General features: G+C 37.4%; 20 protein-coding genes. 6 read left to right on the top strand and 14 right to left on the bottom strand.

What is annotated here, in order from left to right:
- Positions 1 to 808: 808 nt before the first annotated feature.
- Both HDC90_RS15590 and HDC90_RS15585 read right to left on the bottom strand, forming a co-directional pair.
- Positions 809 to 1,474, bottom strand: a complete 666-nt coding sequence (locus HDC90_RS15590) for a tetratricopeptide repeat protein (protein ID WP_184467939.1) — start codon at positions 1,472 to 1,474, stop codon at positions 809 to 811.
- Positions 1,475 to 1,597: 123 nt separating this feature from the next.
- Positions 1,598 to 2,005: a hypothetical protein gene (locus HDC90_RS15585; protein ID WP_184467937.1), complete on the bottom strand. Its 408-nt coding sequence runs from the start codon at positions 2,003 to 2,005 to the stop codon at positions 1,598 to 1,600.
- 105 nt (positions 2,006 to 2,110) lie between these two features.
- Here HDC90_RS15585 and HDC90_RS15580 point away from each other — a divergent pair, with 105 nt between their 5' ends.
- Together HDC90_RS15580 and HDC90_RS15575 are read left to right on the top strand one after the other, a co-directional pair.
- The gene (locus tag HDC90_RS15580; protein WP_184467935.1) at positions 2,111 to 3,214 is read left to right on the top strand and encodes a DNA replication/repair protein RecF; all 1,104 of its coding nucleotides are present in this window, start codon (positions 2,111 to 2,113) and stop codon (positions 3,212 to 3,214) included.
- Positions 3,207 to 3,497: a DUF721 domain-containing protein gene (locus tag HDC90_RS15575; protein WP_184467933.1), complete on the top strand. Its 291-nt coding sequence runs from the start codon at positions 3,207 to 3,209 to the stop codon at positions 3,495 to 3,497. Before HDC90_RS15580 ends, HDC90_RS15575 begins: the two co-directional genes overlap by 8 nt.
- 109 nt (positions 3,498 to 3,606) lie before the next feature.
- On the opposite strand, the gene HDC90_RS15570 is transcribed toward HDC90_RS15575, so the two are convergent.
- The 3 genes from HDC90_RS15570 to HDC90_RS15560 all read right to left on the bottom strand — a co-directional run bounded on the left by HDC90_RS15570 (position 3,607) and on the right by HDC90_RS15560 (position 5,468).
- Complete coding sequence (locus tag HDC90_RS15570) at positions 3,607 to 3,783, bottom strand: hypothetical protein (protein ID WP_184467931.1); 177 nt, start codon at positions 3,781 to 3,783, stop codon at positions 3,607 to 3,609.
- A gap of 334 nt (positions 3,784 to 4,117) precedes the next feature.
- Positions 4,118 to 4,891, bottom strand: coding sequence for an FKBP-type peptidyl-prolyl cis-trans isomerase (locus HDC90_RS15565; protein ID WP_184467929.1), 774 nt, complete (start codon positions 4,889 to 4,891; stop codon positions 4,118 to 4,120).
- A gap of 157 nt (positions 4,892 to 5,048) precedes the next feature.
- Entirely contained in the window at positions 5,049 to 5,468 is a 420-nt protein-coding gene (locus HDC90_RS15560; RefSeq protein WP_039479466.1) for a nucleoside-diphosphate kinase, read from the bottom strand.
- 240 nt (positions 5,469 to 5,708) lie between these two features.
- Between HDC90_RS15560 and HDC90_RS15555 the strand changes: the two genes are divergently transcribed.
- The 4 genes from HDC90_RS15555 (at position 5,709) to HDC90_RS15540 (ending at position 10,076) form a co-directional block, all read left to right on the top strand.
- Entirely contained in the window at positions 5,709 to 6,719 is a 1,011-nt protein-coding gene (locus HDC90_RS15555) for a bifunctional oligoribonuclease/PAP phosphatase NrnA (protein ID WP_184467927.1), read from the top strand.
- Positions 6,720 to 6,763: 44 nt separating this feature from the next.
- The gene (locus tag HDC90_RS15550; protein ID WP_184467925.1) at positions 6,764 to 7,759 is read left to right on the top strand and encodes an FKBP-type peptidyl-prolyl cis-trans isomerase; all 996 of its coding nucleotides are present in this window, start codon (positions 6,764 to 6,766) and stop codon (positions 7,757 to 7,759) included.
- A gap of 201 nt (positions 7,760 to 7,960) precedes the next feature.
- Positions 7,961 to 8,929, top strand: coding sequence for an FKBP-type peptidyl-prolyl cis-trans isomerase (locus HDC90_RS15545; protein WP_184467923.1), 969 nt, complete (start codon positions 7,961 to 7,963; stop codon positions 8,927 to 8,929).
- 511 nt (positions 8,930 to 9,440) lie between these two features.
- Positions 9,441 to 10,076: a response regulator transcription factor gene (locus HDC90_RS15540; RefSeq protein ID WP_184467921.1), complete on the top strand. Its 636-nt coding sequence runs from the start codon at positions 9,441 to 9,443 to the stop codon at positions 10,074 to 10,076.
- 52 nt (positions 10,077 to 10,128) lie between these two features.
- On the opposite strand, the gene HDC90_RS15535 is transcribed toward HDC90_RS15540, so the two are convergent.
- The 9 genes from HDC90_RS15535 to HDC90_RS15495 all read right to left on the bottom strand — a co-directional run bounded on the left by HDC90_RS15535 (position 10,129) and on the right by HDC90_RS15495 (position 18,337).
- Positions 10,129 to 10,551: an SH3 domain-containing protein gene (locus HDC90_RS15535; RefSeq protein WP_184467919.1), complete on the bottom strand. Its 423-nt coding sequence runs from the start codon at positions 10,549 to 10,551 to the stop codon at positions 10,129 to 10,131.
- 6 nt (positions 10,552 to 10,557) lie between these two features.
- Positions 10,558 to 11,022 carry a BON domain-containing protein gene (locus HDC90_RS15530; protein WP_221451868.1) on the bottom strand — a complete coding sequence of 155 codons (465 nt, stop codon included), beginning with the start codon at positions 11,020 to 11,022 and terminating at the stop codon, positions 10,558 to 10,560.
- 286 nt (positions 11,023 to 11,308) lie between these two features.
- Positions 11,309 to 11,779: a CYTH domain-containing protein gene (locus HDC90_RS15525; protein WP_184467917.1), complete on the bottom strand. Its 471-nt coding sequence runs from the start codon at positions 11,777 to 11,779 to the stop codon at positions 11,309 to 11,311.
- Entirely contained in the window at positions 11,779 to 12,171 is a 393-nt protein-coding gene (locus tag HDC90_RS15520) for an ACT domain-containing protein (protein WP_184467916.1), read from the bottom strand. The genes HDC90_RS15525 and HDC90_RS15520 overlap by 1 nt, the downstream gene beginning before the upstream one ends.
- 1 nt (position 12,172) lies before the next feature.
- Complete coding sequence (locus HDC90_RS15515) at positions 12,173 to 14,122, bottom strand: beta-N-acetylhexosaminidase (protein WP_184467914.1); 1,950 nt, start codon at positions 14,120 to 14,122, stop codon at positions 12,173 to 12,175.
- 372 nt (positions 14,123 to 14,494) lie between these two features.
- The gene (locus tag HDC90_RS15510; RefSeq protein WP_184467912.1) at positions 14,495 to 14,884 is read right to left on the bottom strand and encodes an STAS/SEC14 domain-containing protein; all 390 of its coding nucleotides are present in this window, start codon (positions 14,882 to 14,884) and stop codon (positions 14,495 to 14,497) included.
- A gap of 4 nt (positions 14,885 to 14,888) precedes the next feature.
- A complete protein-coding gene (locus tag HDC90_RS15505; RefSeq protein WP_370576640.1) occupies positions 14,889 to 16,289 on the bottom strand; it encodes an aldehyde dehydrogenase family protein in 1,401 nt (466 codons plus the stop codon).
- A 69-nt stretch (positions 16,290 to 16,358) separates the two neighbouring features.
- Positions 16,359 to 17,072 (bottom strand): gamma-glutamyl-gamma-aminobutyrate hydrolase family protein, encoded by a 714-nt coding sequence (locus HDC90_RS15500; protein ID WP_184467910.1) that lies wholly within the window; start codon positions 17,070 to 17,072, stop codon positions 16,359 to 16,361.
- Between the two features lie 116 nt (positions 17,073 to 17,188).
- Positions 17,189 to 18,337 carry an iron-containing alcohol dehydrogenase gene (locus HDC90_RS15495; RefSeq protein WP_184467908.1) on the bottom strand — a complete coding sequence of 383 codons (1,149 nt, stop codon included), beginning with the start codon at positions 18,335 to 18,337 and terminating at the stop codon, positions 17,189 to 17,191.
- Between the last annotated feature and the right edge of the window lie 131 nt (positions 18,338 to 18,468).

The raw sequence follows: 18,468 nt of genomic DNA, 5'->3' as shown, positions 1-18,468 counted from the left end.
TAGGTGTGGTAACTCAAATATAACACTACAAAGGGTAGACTTAAAGCTACCCTTTTTTATAAACAAAAAAATATTTCTCCGGACAACAGTGAATTTATTTCAGCATCTTTGGCAAAAGGAAAACAATCCTAAAATAAAATTCAGGCCAACGAATAGTTTGGCTGTAATACGGATAAATAGAAAAGGAAGGTTTTTCTGAAGAGCAATTGCAGTAGCGCTTTTTAGTATTCGTCCTGCTTTTTGCTTATAGTCCCGATTAGAAAGAAATCGGGAGCTAACGCGTCAATCAGGTCTATAAAGTAATGTCTTTGCTACTATTAAGAGTAGGATAGCATAGTTTTATATAAATTTCCTTTTTGGGCCATGGTCTGTGTCCTCACAGATCATCTGATATGAGACAGGTTGTGATAAGGGCAATTTCGTTTTTTCTGCACCATTCAACCCCAAATAGTATTGCTGATTGCGCCACTTAAACCTGATCGCAGTGGTTCCGATTTAATCACTATTCTTTGCTTTTTTTTATTGTGTGCTTGCTTGTTTCACAGGTTTCATCGGAAGGAACGGAGAGCGGGGCTGCACAAGCCTAAAAGCCACTGCACCTGATTTCCAAAAAAAAAGTTACCTACCCTTTTTTTGCAAGTCAAGCTATCAGTTTGCTTTAACTCTATGGAGAAATGTATCAGCTACTTTTATAGAATTCTCCATTTCGTTGCACTCCAGGAAATGACGAACTCATTTAGAAAAGCTTTTAAACAAAAAAAGACCATCTTTCGATGATCTTTTCGTAAATATGTTTTAAGTTAAATGATTATTTAACTTTTTCTTGAGCTCTTGCAATATAAGCATCAATTAATTGCGCTTCTGCACTCTCAGGATATTGTGTTTTTACTTTAGTATAAGCTTCAACAGCACCTTTAAAATCATTTTGGTTTTCGCTAACCAATCCTAATTTCTTTAGAAACATAGGTGAAGTAAATTTGCTCGCTTTATCTGCTGCTTTTTTGTAATACGTAGAAGCTTGTTTATAATCTTTCAATTCGCTGTAAGCATCGCCTAATAAACCCAAAGCCAATGGATCTGCAACCGGGCTGCCAGTAGCACTATATTTGCTTAGTGCCTCTATAGCTTGTTTATATTCGCCCTTACGCAAGTAAATACCGCCTAAATAAAGGTTAGCTAAGTTTGCCGATTTTGTGTTGTCGTATTCTTTAGCTATTTGCTCTAAGCCTGGGTAACCACCTTCGCCTTTAACAGCTCTATTCGATAATGAATCTACACCAACAAACTGCTCTGCTTTGTACATTTTGCTAGCGGCTTCTTCAGCACGACCTTTTAAATACACGCCTTGATACCAAAGATATATTAAAACTAATAAAACTACAGCACCTGCAATAAACAGTAAGCTCTTATTATTCTCTTGTAAAAATGAACCTTTTTTAGTTGGTTGAATTGTCTGGTTATCTGTTGTAGACATGTTTATTTAAAAAATTTAAGATTGCAAAAATACATTTTTCAATCAAAGTATCAATCTTTATTTTGAAGTATTTGATTAAACATTAGTTATTTAGGCGCGCAGATTGTAAAATCGTTATGATAATTAGCGTAACAAGCTAATCAGTGTGTTAAACCAGGTTTGGTTGTCGCTAAAAATACCAGTGTGGTTAATCACCAGGTATACCGTTTGACTTTCGGAACGGCTCACTGTAGATCTAATTCTGATGGGTTGCCAAAATGCACCGAAATTTTTTGCAGATGAAGCTGGGAATAAATCGTCGAAGCCCATGTAAACCTCTTCTATATGAGATAATGGAAGTTCCAATTGTTCATCTCCCGTAATAAAAAGACCGTTAGAGGCTAATAGGATATTGCCTTCGTGATTGTGAATAGGCTTTAAAAACGAAAATAAACCTGCAATTTTTTTAATCCAGCCCGAATTTTTCTCATTGGTTAGTTCATGGTCATAAGACCATAGAACATTACCTTCTAACATTTTTTGTGCAACCATCTAATTTTACTTGTTATGAAAGTACAATTTTTTTAAATGTTATTAACGTTTATTTTAAAGAATGGATGTTAAGAGGCTAAAAAACGGTAAATTTGTGACATATTTATGTGGTTAAAAAATATTACCCTTCTAAATTTTAAAAACTATAGTGATGCAGATCTCCATTTCTCGGAAACTGTGAACGTTTTTACGGGTAATAATGGTTCAGGCAAAACGAATATGCTCGATGCCATTCACTACCTTTGTCTATGTAAAAGTTACTTTAACCCCATCGATAGCCAGCAGATTAAAACCGATGAAGAGGTTTTTATGATCCAGGGCGATTTCGAACGTAACGAAAAAAACGAAAAAATTTCGTGTGGGGTAAAGCGCAATCAGAAAAAGCAGTTCAAACGTAATAAAAAAGAATACGATAAATTGGCCGATCATGTTGGTCTTTTCCCGGTAGTGATGGTTTCTCCATATGATGTGAACCTGATTATGGAAGGTAGTGAGGAGCGGAGAAAGTTTATCGATAATGTAATTTCGCAAACGGATGCACATTATCTGGATCAATTGATTACCTATAACCGTATTTTATTAAACCGGAATGCTTTGCTAAAGCAGATTGCCATTACCAGAAAATACGATCCTACACTGCTCGAAATTTTGGATGAACAGCTGATTATAGCAGGCAATAAGATATTCGCCATCCGTAAAGCCTTTATGGATGGGTTTATTCCGCTGTTTAATCAATATTATACCTATCTTACAGACAACAAGGAAACGGTGGAACTGAATTATCAATCGCAATTGAATGAGTCTACTTTCGATGAACTGTTGAAAAAATCGGTAGAAAAGGATCGTGTGCTGGAGCGTACCACAACGGGCATACATAAAGATGAATTGGCTTTTGTAATCAGTGGAATGCCTTTAAAAAAGTTTGGCTCACAAGGCCAGCAAAAGTCTTTTTTAATTGCCTTGAAAATTGCGCAGTATGCTTACCTGGCTAAAAACAAAGGATTTAAACCTTTGCTTTTGTTGGATGATATTTTTGATAAGCTGGATGATAACCGCGTTCAAAAATTAATGCAAATGGTTTCCCACCATGATTTTGGGCAGATATTTATTACAGATACAGGAAGAGAAAGAGTAAAATCAATTTTTGAAAAAATAGAAGTTGATGTAACTTTGTTCGAAGTAGATAACGGAAAGATACAAAATGCGTAAGCCTAATGACGTTACCGTAAAAGATGCCATCAGCAAAATGCTGGATGTATACCGTTTGCGCCGTAAATTCGACGAAACTTCGATCTTATCTGTCTGGCCGGAAATTATGGGCACTGCAATTGCCAACCGAACCAAACAGATTTATATCCACGATAAAAAGCTTTTTTTACGGATAGAATCTTCAGTAATCAAAAATGAGCTGATTATGGTGCGGCATGGAATAATCCAGAAACTAAATGAACATGCGGGTAGCGAAGTGATTACCGAAATGATTTTTTTATAGGTATAATAAAAGAAATTGCATCCATAATATGGATTTGTTATACTGAGCTTGCCGAAGGACATGTTTAGTTTCAGGCGTTTCGATAGGCTCAACGTGACAGATAGAAAAACTAACTCTTTCCTCCGCCAAATATCTTTGACAAAATCCAGATCAGCAGTGCAACAACTACTACAACTACAATAACGCCAACCCAAACGCCGGCTTTAAATATACCTTCTACCAGTTCGCAACTGCTTAAGGTGGTGCATAAAAATGCAATTAATACTAATGGGAATGCTTTTTTCATATCATGTTAATTTGTAATAGCTAACATTGAATACGGGAGAAAGTTTTGGTAAATGACTTATTTGCTTTAGTCGTTCTAGTTGTGGCGTCAGATGGTAACTCTGACTGCAGATTTAAGGCCACTGCCTGTTTGTTTAATAAACCCGACAAAGCGGAATAGCCCGGAGCGTAGCGAGGACTATAAGCGGTGGCGGGACTGTAGGTGCGATGAAATGCTGAACATTCATTTTCAAAAAAAATGTCTGCTTAAGAATAAACAGACATTTTTAAAAGATTTCTCCATTTTGCTATGCTACATCCGATAGCTATCAGATCTAGATGACGAATAGAGATTTTTATTTCCCATTTACTTTTAGCAATTCAACCTCAAAGATTAAAGTGCTATAAGGTGGAATATCCTGTCCTGCACCACGTTCGCCATAAGCCAGGTTGTAAGGGATAAAGAATTTGTATTTCGAACCAGCAGGCATTAATTGTACACCCTCGGTCCAGCCTTTAATTACCTGGTTTAAAGGAAATGAGATAGGTTCTCCTCTGTCGTAAGAGCTATCAAATTGTTTCCCATTTAATAATGTGCCTTTGTAATGTACCAATACCGAATCGGTAGCCTGTGGTTTAATGCCTGTACCAGCAGTTAAAACTTCGTATTGTAAACCGCTTGCAGTTGTTTGTACACCTGCACGTTTTTTGTTCTGTTCTAAGAAATCTTGTCCTTCTTTCATAATTGGTGCGTATTTAATTTTATTTGCTGCTTCTTCGGCTTTGTTTTTTACCGATGATGCCTTTGTTAATGCTTCATTTATACATTGTTGGGCCTGCTGTTGGGTTAATACAACTTTGCCGCCTGTAAACGCATCTTTTAATCCTCTTAACAAGATATCGTAATTTAAGGTCGAAAGGCCAGTTGTTTTTAAACCGGCACCGATTGAAGTACCAAAAGCATAACTGGTAGAATCTAATGTAGATTTTAAACCAACAGGCGCAAAAGTTGATGTTTTAGTGGTTGTAGTTGGTTTTTTGGCAACAGGTTTCTTTGCTGCTGTTTTGGTTTGTGCATAAGATGCAACAGCGATACCAGATAGACATACCGCTAAAAGAATTCTTTTCATTTGTATTAGTTTGTTTTCATTTGTGATGAAGCTACCATCATTTATAAATGAGGGTAGTTTCATTGATTATTTTTTTTAAGGCCGAAAGATACAAAATAGATAAAACAATAAAACCCCGGATATTCGGGGTTTTATTGTAAGTTTTTTGTGTCGGGAACTAGAAACGTTCGTCTGCCTTGAAGAAGAAGTTACCTTCAATTTCTGCATTTTCGTCAGAATCTGAACCGTGAACTGCGTTTGCATCGATTGATTTTGCATATTTCTGACGGATTGTACCTTCTGCAGCTTCAGCAGGGTTAGTCGCTCCGATCAGTTTTCTGAAATCTTCAATGGCATTGTCTTTTTCTAAAATAGCAGCAACAATAGGCCCTGAAGACATAAAGCTTACCAAATCTTTGTAAAAAGGACGCTCAGCATGAACAGCATAAAACTGACCAGCAGTTTCTTCTGTAAGTTTAGTATATTTTAATGCGATGATTTTGAAGCCAGCATTAGTAATGTCGTTAATGATTGATCCGATATGGCCGTTTGCTACTGCATCAGGCTTAATCATGGTAAAAGTTCTGTTAGTGCTCATTGTGTTTTGATATCAATTTTTTTGCAAAATTACGTTTTAATTGATGAATAATCAATAAACATTGTTTTTCGGTTTGCAAATCGATGTTAGTAATAGATTATAGGCTTTAAATGGCTAATTACGCTTTTTGTGACTTTACAATCCTGTTAATCTCCATCTCTTTTAAAACTATGATCCTACTCATCCTAAAATTCTTTAATCCTAATCTAAATTTACTTAGCTTTGCAGCGCAAAAAATATATGCTTACACTAACTGAATTAAAAACATTATTGGCTACGCCACAACGTATTGTGATCACTACGCATCATAAACCCGATGGCGATGCAATGGGTTCATCTCTGGGGCTATATGGGTATTTAATTCAAAAGGGCCACCATGTTAAGGTAATCACGCCAACAGATTACCCAACCTTTTTGCATTGGATGCCAAATAATGGCGACGTAATTATTTTTACTGAACAACAAGAAGCGGCAGCCAGGTTAGTGGAAGAAGCTTCACTCATTTTTTGTCTTGATTTTAACACCTTAAGCCGTATTAATGAATTAGGCGAATTGGTGAGGGCTTCAGGAGCAAAAAAAATCATGATCGATCATCACCTGGAACCTGAAGATTTTGATGACTACCGTCACTGGGATATCAATGCTTGTGCTGCTGCGCAGTTGGTTTACGATTTTATTGTAAATCAATTACAGGATGGCGGGTTGATCAATAAAGATGTAGCTTCTTGCCTGTACACGGGTATTATGACCGATTCGGGATCTTTCCGCTTCCCATCGGCAACTTCAGAAGTATATCGTATTGCCGCAAACCTGATTGATTTGGGGGCCGACCAATCGAAAATTCACGAGTTGGTATACGATAACTCAAGTGAAAACCGATTGCGCTTTTTAGGCTATTGCCTATCTAATAAACTAGAGGTTTTAAGAGATTACAATACCGCGATTATTTCGGTTACCAAAGAAGAATTGGCACAGTACCATAGCATTACCGGCGACACAGAAGGCGTGGTAAATTATGCGCTTTCCATCAACGGTATCCGTTTGGCCGCGTTAATTATTGAACGACCAGATAAAGTTAAATTATCTGTTAGGTCTACAGGCGATTTCCCTGCCAATGAAATCTGCAAAAAGTATTTTAATGGCGGTGGTCATAGAAATGCGGCAGGTGGTGCAGCAGAAAAACCATTAAATGATGTAGTTAACGAATTTAAATCGATATTAGCAGAATATAAAGAACAATTGATCGCCTAAGGGCAAGAAATAAACACTAAAACTTAAAAAAGTCAAATTAATAAATGAAAAAGGGAATTATTATTCTAGCAGCAGCTACTTTAGGCTTAGCAGCATGTAAACAAGAGAAAAAGGGAGCTGGTGGCTTATTGTATACCATTCACCACTCGGCAGGTAACGAGAAAATCAAAGAAGGTGATATCGTTAAAATGAATTTTATCCAGAAAAACGATAAGGATTCAGTTTTATCAAGCACTTTCGATAGCGAAACACCTGCATTATTTCCTGCACAGAAAAAAATGTATGCTGGTGATATGAACGATGTTTTAACATTGTTTGGAGAAGGCGATAGCGCTACATTTAAAGTAAACTTAGATACTATGGCATTTCATAGTAAACAACCTAAACCAGAGCAGTTCAAGAATGATAAGTACATGACTTTTACGGTGAAAATCGAGAAAGTATTCAAGAAAAAAGCTGGCGAAGCTGACTCTACTTTTAACAAAAGAGCACAGGAATTTTTCCAGGCTGATTATAAAGCTAGTTCAGAAAAAAAGAAAGCTGCTGAACCTGCTAAGCTAAAAGCTTATTTAGAAGATACTAAACTGGCAACCAAAACTACAGCAAGTGGTTTACACTACATTATCGAAAATGCAGGCAGTGCAGAAAAACCGGCTTTAGGCGATACTGTACTAATTGAATATACTGGTAGAGTAACTAAAAAAGGTAAAGATGGTAAATACAAAATCTTCGATACAAGTGATGAGAAACTGGCTAAAGCAGAAAAGGAATTTAAACCAGGTAAACCTTACGGTCCTCAAAAAATGCCAGTTGGCGGTACAATCCCAGGATTTACTGAAGCTTTACAGTTAATTGGTAAAGGTGGTAAAATTAAAGTGATTATTCCTTCTAACTTAGGTTATGGCGAGCAAGGTGCACCTCAGGTAGGTATTATGCCTTTCAGCCCAATTGCTTTCGATTTAGAAATCAAAGATATTATCAAAGGAAAACCAGCTGCAGCGGCTCCAGTTCAAGTGCCTGCTCCGGTAGTTAAAAAATAATTTCTTTAAGATATTTTAAAATCCTGCTTATTTATTTAAGCAGGATTTTTTTTATCCACTTTTTTCTACGTTGAACCGATAAATAAAACATTTCAAAGATTTATAAAAACTTATTATAACCTATCTTTGTAGTGATCTAAATAAATAGCGGGTATTTTGAAAAAAAGATATGCGGGCTGTTTTTATACAAATAAAATTTAAATGAAGAACGGAATTATTATTCTCTTGGTAGCGGCTTTGGGCCTGTCTGCCTGTAACAAATTCGAAAAGGGTGAAGGAGATATGACTTACAAGATCTATAAAAGTGATGGTAAGCCGAAAATTCAGGATGGCGATTACGTAAAGTTAAACGGTGTTCAAACGGTAGAAACCAATACCAATCCCGATTCGGTAATGGTAAATACTTACGACAATGAACGTCCGGCTTTCTTTGCCATCAGCAAATCGATGTTTAAAGGCGATTTAGCTTCAGGACTAAAACTGCTTGGAGAAGGCGATAGCGCCGTTTTTAAATTGAACCTGGATTCGATGGAGAAATATTCGGGGCAGCCAAAACCAAAAGGACTGAAATCAAATATTGCCTCTTTTACCATTAAAATTGAGAAAGTATTGCACAAAGGGAAAGATCCCGATTCTATTTTCGAAGCGAAGAAACGCCTTTTCTTTGAAACGGAATACAAGGCGCTAAATGAAAAAAATAAAGTGGTAGAGCCTGCTAAAATTGCAAAATACGTTGCCGAGAATAATTTAAAGGTAACTACTGCGCCATCTGGACTACAGTATGTTATTTCTGCCCCTGGCAACTCAGAAAGGGCAACTTTAACTGATACGGTATTAATGGACTACACAGGCCAGTTTACCAATAAAAAATCGAATGGAGCATTAAATGTTTTTGATACTTCAAATGCTAAAATAGCAAAAGAGGCTGGTATTTTCTCTGAAAACGTACAATATGTACCGCGTAGCTTACCATTAGGCCAATTGCCACAAGGCGTTATTCAGGGAATCCAACTTATTGGTGTTGGTGGTAAGATCAAAATGATTTTGCCATCAAGATTAGGTTTTGGTGAAAATGGGGGCGGACCCATTAATCCATTTACACCCCTGGTTTTTGATGTAGAACTTAAAGGTATTATTAAACCAAATGTGGCGGTACCCCTAAGCAAGTAAAATATTTACCATAATATATAAAGCGCAAAGAGCAGTAAATTTCAATACTGGTTTTGCGCTTTTTTTGTATTAAGAAATTGATAATATAATAACAAAATAAAATTTTTGTTTAAATTAGATTAACAAAACAACAAATCATCCTTATTATTACTATGTGCTCAAGCAGTAATATTATGCTTCTGAGCCTGAAAAAGATGTTGCCCGGCATATTTTTTAGGCTGTTTATAAAGGATGGATATAGTGCCCATTTAATAGCTTCATATCGATCCCTACATAAAAAACATATTATTTCAGAATGGCTTCACTCAACCGTTATACAAAAGCGGAGGACTAATTTATTGAAGATGCAAGAACAAATTGCTACTACCTTAGTTAAAAACATAAAATTTAAAGCTTTTGATAGAATATTGGATAAGTTTTGAATAGCTATATTAAACTTTTGTTTAAAAATCTATTCAAACTGTTTTTCCAAACTTCAGGTGAAAATGATTAACGTTTAAAACTAAACTTTATGGAAAAGATCAAGGTCTTTTTAATTCACGATCATGATTCATTAATGGATAGTGTTGAATCTATTCTAAGTGATTTAGAAAGTATTGCTGTTGTTGGTAAGGCCAACTCTGCTGCGCTTGCCGAACAATTGATCAGGACTAAGACACCAGATATTGTAGTTGCAGATGTTAGTGTTTGCGAGAAGGTTGGAGCTGATTTAACTAAATTGATTAAAAGAGAATTTCCCAAAATTAAGGTTATTGTACTTTCTATGCAGGATGATTTTATCAATATTTCGAAAATGATCAAATCTGGCGCAACTGGTTATCTTTTAAAAAATGTAAAGTTTCACGAGCTGTATAAAGCAGTTAATAAAGTTATGCTTGGCGAAACCTATATACAAAATTCCATTACGGCTAAATTTATTAATGGTTACCAGCGTGAAAACCATACAGAAGAAGTGAATATTTTATCGTCTAGAGAAGTAGAAATTATTAGGTTGATTGCCAAAGAATACACTTCTGCAGATATAGGCAGAATGCTATTTATTTCAGAGCATACAGTAGAAACCCATCGTAAAAATATATGGCGTAAAACTGGTGTTAAATCAATTGTTGGTTTACTGAATTTTGCACATGAGCACCAGTTGATTTAATTTTGAAACAGACCTCACGGGTTTCAGAAACCTGCGAGGTCTGTTGGTATTTTTAAGACTGAGCTTCTAGATATTGTGCATAACAATAGCCTTCTTCGCCATCGTTAGTCCGTACCAGCCACCATAAATCGTTGCTTCTGTTTACGAGGGTAATCACCTCGCCGTGTGCAGCTTTACCTACAATAGGTTGATCCGTTCCCGGACCTTTACGGATATTTAAGTTACTGCTCTCAGTGATAACTTTTGCGTGTGTAACTGCAGCATCAATAGCCACGTTTACGTTCAGAACCAGGTCGCCTGATGTAAAGTTAGGGTCAATCTGATTATAAACTTCCCAAAGATGATCTTTAGTTGCGCCATCGGCGGCCGTTCCATCGATGTATAAAACCCCGTCTTGCTCCCTTACCGCTAAATCTGCTATGCCTGCCGCAGTTGCTGCGTCAGTTAGTGCTTTATATTTATCTGCTAATGCCATGGTCAGTTATTTAACGGTTAATTTATTGTCGATTTTTTTAGGTTTTAATGCACTCAAATGTTGCATTAAAGTTATTAGTGAGGCTTTTTTAATTTCGCCGGTTAAGAGAACTACACCATCTTTAACTTCGGCTTTCACCGTTGGGAAATCTTTGGTAGCATCAGCAACATTTTTAATTAAGGTTGGGTCTTCTGCAATTACGACAGGTACATCTGTTGGTTTAACTGTTAAATTGTTGATTACAGATTTTACCCCTTTTTCTGCCTTTGCAATTTCTGCTGCTTTGGCTTTTGTGGCTTCATCATCAACTTCACCAGTTAAAGTTACTTCGCCCTTAGTAACAGCTACGGTAATACCAGCAGCTTCTTTGGCTTGGATTGCAGCCTGGATTGCCGCATCTTTTGGTTTACAGCCTACAAAAAATAGTGTAGTTGCAATAACCATGCTCATTAATAATTTAGTTGTTTTCATCCTTTTGATTTTATATTGATATTATTTGATAATACAATGTTTAGAAATTAAAATAATTTCCTTTTTACTCGGTGGGATGACTTCGTTAAAGCTAATATATGAAATACGTTTAACTAGAAACTAAAATCTTTTATTTATTTATGAATAAATTTTAAACAGCGCCCTGGCTTAATCGAGATTTGATAATCTGTATTTATAACAGTGGATTTGTGACCAAAAAGGGGAATGAAGTGATCAATCATGCTAACAACCTGCTCAGGCGTTAAAAACTTAAGATGACCAAAAATTAGATCCAATCTTTAAAGGGCTTAACTGTTAAATTGGAATTATAATATTTTTCTTCTTCAGTAACCTCTCTGCTTACCCAATCTGGAAGGTCGAATATTTCGTTTTCACTTTCAAGTTCAATTTCGGCAACAATTAGTCCTTTATTATCGCCTAAAAATACATCTATCTCCCAAACCTTACCGTTATATGTAATTTCATAACGGATTTTCGAAAGTTCAGATAAGGAAAAGTTATCTAATAATTCTGTGGCTTCACCAACAGGTATTTCATATTCGTATTCCATCCTGGTGGCACCAATGGTTTGACCTTTTATGGTTAAAAAGCCTTTGGTATCGGTTGCCCTTACGCGTATGGTTTTATCTTTATCGCTAAGCAAATAACCTTGTCTAAGAAGTTTTCCTTCTGGTTTGCTCAGGGTATCCCATTTTTGCTGATCGATCAAAAACTTGCGTTCTATTTCTTTTCCCATTATTTGGAGAGTTGTTCTAAAATACTCATCGCTGCCTCATTATCTTTCACATTCACAAATATATGGTCGTGATAATAGCCTGCGATTACGTTGCAGCTTATACTTTTTTTGGATAGTGCAGTTGAAAATGCTGCTGTTAAACCTACGGCTTCTAAAGAAGAGTGTACTGTTAATGTGATCCAAGAAGCAATAAAAGTATATTCAAGACCTAAATGATCTGCAATTTCTTTTTTTAAGACAACCGTGGTTGCTTCTTGTTCTTTGAATAAACCAATTGCCAGGTTGATATCTATTGTGTTTGGATGTTCAACCCTACAGAATACAAATTCGCCGGGGTTATGCACTGGTTTCATTGTTTTTAACAGTTTTGCTAAACTTTTTTCCCCTGCCATTTTATCTTGCCCTTTTCTGTAAATCAGCAACAGGCATGCTGATCAATCTTCCAATAGGTTGTTTACCCCGATAAGTAATTACACGTAACATACTGGCATCTTTTGGTACTTGTAATGCGGCTGTGTATTTCGGATAAAAACGATCGGGAGTAGAATTATCAAAGCTATAGTAGATATCCAGGCCGTCTATTTCTGTAGTTAATTCGATCATTAACTGTCTATCAGCACTGCGTTTTACTGTAAAAATCGGATCGTAAATGGCAGGTGAATATTTAATTTCTGCGAAATCTAATCGTTTGAAATGCTGTTGTGTACGATCAACAAAATTTGTCCAGTTTTTCTTTTCAATCGGACTCCAGATCGATTCCGAAATGGCAAATGCACGTGGCCAAACCATATATTCTGCCTGGCGGAAAGTAAAAACCTGTTCTGTCCAAAGGTTAGCCTGTGCACCAATTACATATTGTGCGTTTACACCAGCTGGAATAGGGTTAAATTGATAAGCTTTGTTTAATCTTAGCGAAGCATACACTTTAGGCTCGGTAATGGCATCAGCCTGCATGTAATCCAGATATGCAAAATCAGTTGGGCTCATTACCACATTGTGCTTTTCGTTCGCTGCCTGGATGCCATATTTCATTCCTCTCCAGCTCATTACAGCTGCTGTTGGCGATACACCTCCTTCAAGAATTTCGTCCCAGCCCATAAACTTTTTTCCTTTCGAAATCACGATCTGTTCTACACGTTTTTCAAAATAAGCCTGAACCTGGGGAATAGTTTTTAAACCTTCGCGAATCATTAAAGCTTTAACCTGATCGTTCTTTTCCCAGAAATTATGAGGGGCTTCATCGCCACCCATATGGATGTATTCGAAAGGGAAAAGTTTAGCAACCTGGGTAAGTACCGAATCTAAGAACACATAAACTTTTTCGTTTGCCGGGCAAAGCGTATTATCAACTAAAGCAGTTGGTGGCGCACCACGGCTCCAATCCATAATTTTTTCACCTGAGCGAACTTTATAATTAACGGCATCTGGCGTGCATGATAATTCTGGGTAGGAGGAGATAATGGCTAAACTATGTCCCGGAACATCAATTTCAGGCAATATGTTTACAAAACGTTCTTGCGCATACTGAACAAGTTCTTTAATATCCTCCTGAGTATAAAAGCCGCCGTAAGTACGGGGCTCATCAGCGGTAGGTGGGATGAAATCACCAAAAGTTCCGGTTTTTTTAACGCTCCAGGCACCTATTTCAGTTAACTTAGGCAAACCTTTAATTTCAATTCTCCAGCCTTCATCATCGGCAAGGTGTAAATGCAGGAGGTTAAATTTATAGCGTACCATGTCGTCAATAAACTGTTTTACTTCCTGTTTAGTGAAAAAATGACGGGCAACATCGAACATTAAACCTCTCCAGCCCAATTTTGGATAGTCTACTACATCAACGCAGGGCACTTTCCATTTAATGCCGCTTACCTGCTCTTTACTTTCTATTTCGGCCGGGAAAAGCTGAAGTAGCGATTGAACGCCATAAAAAATACCTGCCGGTTGATTTGCAGTGATGACAACCTGAGTAGGATTAACATTTAATTTATAACCTTCCTTACCAAGCTGTGCATCTTCTTGCGTGTTTAAAATTAGTTTAATAGCTGGGTGGCTTGAATTACTCACTGTACTTACAAATTTCCCTGTAGCAGTAGTAATCCGTTCAGAAAGATATGCGATTGATTGTTTTAATTCCCCACTTTTAACAGCTTGGATCGTTACATTTTCAGGTAGTGTGAAAGTACCTGCCTTTTTCATTAAGGATACAGGCTCGGGTATAATGGCGATGGGTGTTTGTACAATCGCGCTTTCGGAATCACCGATTTCAGTTTCTGTAACAATAGATTGAGCGAAGGTATTGGCTGCAAAAAAACAGCAGGAGATAATCAGGAATAATTTTTTCATTAAAATAATTACAACGGTTTAACCGGATAAGTATAATTCCGCAATTTATTAAAAAAGATTTTAATGGGTGGTATTTGTGCGGAAGGAAATGCACAAGAAGGCAGATAGCGGAGCGTATAGCGGTTAGTGTTGGATGAAAATCGTAATTGAATTTATGATATTATTAGAGATTTGTCGGTCTGAGCGGAGTCAAAGACTTAATTGCAAAGTTCGTCTACACCAGATACTTCATTGCACTACCAATAACGGATTTAAAAAGATCGGTCGTCATTGCTGAGGCACGAAGCAATCTTACAACCATTATTACTGGCGTGTGCTTTAAGATTGCTTCGTCGGCAGAAAAAGCCTTCTCGCAATGACGTTTCTCGTAATTTACAAAAACTGTTTCAGCCATTCTATTGCTTTTTCATCGTCCGTAAATGATTTAATCGGGATAGGTGGATTTTGAAACTTAAACAGGATCTTCATAATCAGTTGCGACAAACCAGGTTTCGAAACCATCGCCATGGCAGTATAAATTTGAGGCAGCTGCTCCGTAGAAAACTTTCGGGTTTCTTTGTCCGGAACAGGAGAATTTTTTAAGTAAATTAACAGTGGGACTTTCTTATTTCCGGTAATTTCCTTCACCAGTGCAACATTGGCTGTAATATTTTCTACGGTACGTAAGGTGCTTTTACTGTAAGAAATCAATATCCCATCATCCGTTAATAAATAATCGGCAATTTCGCCTTCAATAAGCTGTTTATCGCTATCGTTTCTCATTTTATTATCCTCTCAAATGATAACCTTTTGGTTTAGTAAAGGCTCTTAACCCCTGATGTGACAGGGTAGCGCCAATACCCGAATATTTTCTTCCGCTCCAGGGCAGTGCTGCACTTACCCGATCACAGCAATTCCAATAACCCGAGCCAGCATCTAACTGGGCCAATATTTTTTCGGCCTTTGCTTGGTCGGCCGTATAAACCGACGCGGTTAACCCATAATCGGTATCTTTCATCATACTTAAGGCCTCAGTATCATCTTTCACTTTCATTATACCGATAATTGGTCCGAAACTTTCTTCTTGCATCACCAGCATATCATTGGTTACCTCAGTTAAAACCGTTGGTTCAAAATAATAACCTTTTCCCGCAATGGCCTTTCCGCCTGTTAATAATTTTGCACCTTTATTTAAGGCATCTTTAATTTGGTTTTCCAACACCAAAATTTGTTCCTTCCGTGTTAAAGCACCAATATATACACCATCGGTTGTTGGTTGGCCTGTTTTCCAGCTCTTAACTTCAGTAACAAAGGCGCTTAAGTAATTGTCGTAATTTTTCTCGTGCACATAAATGCGCTCAACTGAACAACAACTTTGTCCATTATTGTAAAAAGCACCATCGGCAGTACCAATAGCAGCAGAAGCCACATCGGTTACATCTTCGGCAATGTATAATGGATCTTTTCCACCTAACTCCAATTGACATGGAACCATTTTTGCCGCCACTTTCTCGTAGATGAATTTCCCCGTTTTATAGGAGCCCGTGAAGAAATAACCATTAAAATCCATCTCTAACAATGCAGATCCCGTTTCTTTCGCGCCAATAGCGATTTGGAAAATATCATCAGGCACCCCCGCTTTTTTTAATAATTTTTCAATCTGTAGTCCAGTTAAAGTAGCGTATTCTGAAGGTTTGTACAACACCGCATTGCCACTTAATAATGCCGGGATAAAAACATTTACGCCAACCAGGTAAGGGTAATTCCATGCTGAAATGTTGCATACCACACCCAATGGTTCATATTTAATGATTTCTTTCAAACCTGGTTCATCAACCATCGCCTCATCACTTAAATATTTTTCAGCATTATTGAGCATCCATTTAATACGGGCCCTTGCGCCGTTAATTTCATTACGCGATTGCTGGAGCGGTTTGCCTACTTCGCTGGTTAGCACAGCAGCCAGTTCTTCTATTTCAGCCTCCAGCAAATCACTGAATTGGGCGATAATTGAAATCCTTTCGTTGAGGGTTCTGTTAGCCCATTGTGGTTGAGCCTTTTTTAAAGTTGCTAATTTGGTTTGAAGCGTAGATGAGTTATCTTCCGTCAAACTGGTAATAATTTCTTCTGTTGCTGGGTTGATGATCTGCATGTTCTTCATTTTCTTGCCACGGATTTCATAGGACACAGATCTTATATAGGGTTTAAGACTAATACCTTAAATTAGCTTACCGATCTCTATCTGTGTTTATCCCTTTTACCTGTGGTTGATATTTAATTTTATCGCGTTAATAAAAGCCTCGTGTATATTTTTGCTAAATGGGCTGTGCTGATCTTTTAAACGTTCGGGATGCCATTGTACAAATAACAAAAAGGATTTTCCTTTGGCTTCAATTCGTTCCATTGCTTCAGTAACGCCATCTGGTGATATTGCGCACACCACCAAACCTTTCCCTGTTTTATCAGTGCTTTGGTGATGGTTGCTGTTTACTAAGCCCTTATCGGTATTTACAATCTGGTTCAGCCACGAGGAAGGATTTACCATAATCTCGTGATAGCGATCTGATTTATCGTGCATTTTGGAATGATCAAATTTGCCCCACGTCGGGATATCAGGGATCAAAGTTCCGCCAAAAAACACATTACCCACCTGCATACCACGGCAAATGCCCAAAACAGGAACAGAATTGGCTTCGGTATAGGCTAAAACCTTAAATTCAAACTCATCACGTTCTTCATCAATATCATCATCATAACAGTAAGGGTAGTATTCTGGCAGATTGTAAAGCCTCGGATGCACGTCTTCGCCCCCTGTTAAAACAATACCGTCGCATTTTTTGATCTCTTCGAAATTGTTGAGCTTGTATCCGAGTTGGATTACCTCCACACTTTTATTATAAGATAAGACCCAATCCCGATAGATGTCGAATTTGCTACAGTCGGTAACACCAATTATTATTTTATCAGACATTATAACTATGTTTTTTACCACAGATTTCACAAATCAACACAGATTTTTGATGGTCGACAATGTGTTTAAAAGATTTTTTTATCTGTGTTTATCCTTTTATCCGTGGTTAATATTTTTTAAAGTGCAGTTAAATACAATTGTTTAAAATCTGCTCTGCTTACCGGTTTTGGATTGTTCGGATGTGCAAAATCTGCAAAGGCTAAATCGGCAAGTGTTTCGATATGTTCATTTTTAACGCCAATATCACTCAATTTATGCGGAATATTCACTTTCGTGTTCAAATCGAATAGATATTTTACAACAGCTTCACCATTTTCATCTTTAAGGTCCAAAGTACGGGCGATTTTTTTAAAACGGTCTTCAAAACCTGCAATGTTAAACTGCATACCGTAAGGAATATTCACGGCGTTAGCCAAACCATGGTGGGTATCTAAAAGCGATGAAAGCGGATGCGCCAGCGAGTGTACTACACCTAAACCTTTTTGAAAGGCAATAGCACCCATCATCGAAGCCATTAACATTTTACTGCGGCTTTCTAGATCAGGATTGTTAGTTGCGCGTTCCAGAGAATCTTTGATTAATGAAATTCCCTCCAGTGCGATCCCATCACACATGGGATGGAAATTTTTGGCCAGATAAGCTTCCATGTTATGTGTTAATGCATCCATACCGGTTGCGGCAGTGATGAATGGGGGTAGATCCATGGTGAGCTCCGGATCTGCAAAAACAATCTGAGCCATTAATTTGGGGGAGAAAAGAATTTTTTTTTGGTGAGTTTCATCGTCGGCAATAATTGCGCTACGGCCAACCTCACTTCCGGTACCAGATGTAGTTGGGATGGTAATAAAATGCGGAACATCGTTTGTTACGTAAATATCACCACCGATTAGATCATCATATTTGAATAAATCGTCGCGGTGGTTAACACGTAACACAATTGCACGGGCAACATCTAAAGCGGCACCACCGCCAATACCAACAATACTGTCGCGATTGGTGGCATCCCAAACATCAGTGCCTTTGTAAACATCGCTCTTTACAGGGTTTTTGTGGATGTCGTTAAAAACCTCAACAGAAATACCTTTTGTCTTTAAATCTTCGACAATTTTTTTAAAAAACGGAAGTTGCGCAATGGTGGGGTCGGTTACAATTAATGGCGCTTTTAAATTATTCGCGCTTAAATAGGTGGGCAACTCTCTTACTGCACCGGCACCAAAACGGATGGTTGTAGGGAAATTAAACTGATGGATTTTATCAAATATCATGACAATTGTTTTTTATCTTTTGTTTCTCAAATTCACGTCATGCTGAATTTATTTCAGCATCTATCCTGCAAAAGATTCTGAACCAAGTTCAGAATGACGGCTATTAACGTTCCAGAATGACGACTCTATTG

This window comes from Pedobacter sp. AK013 (genome assembly GCF_014205835.1).
Classification (GTDB): domain Bacteria; phylum Bacteroidota; class Bacteroidia; order Sphingobacteriales; family Sphingobacteriaceae; genus Pedobacter.
This window is presented reverse-complemented; position numbering and strand designations above follow the sequence as displayed.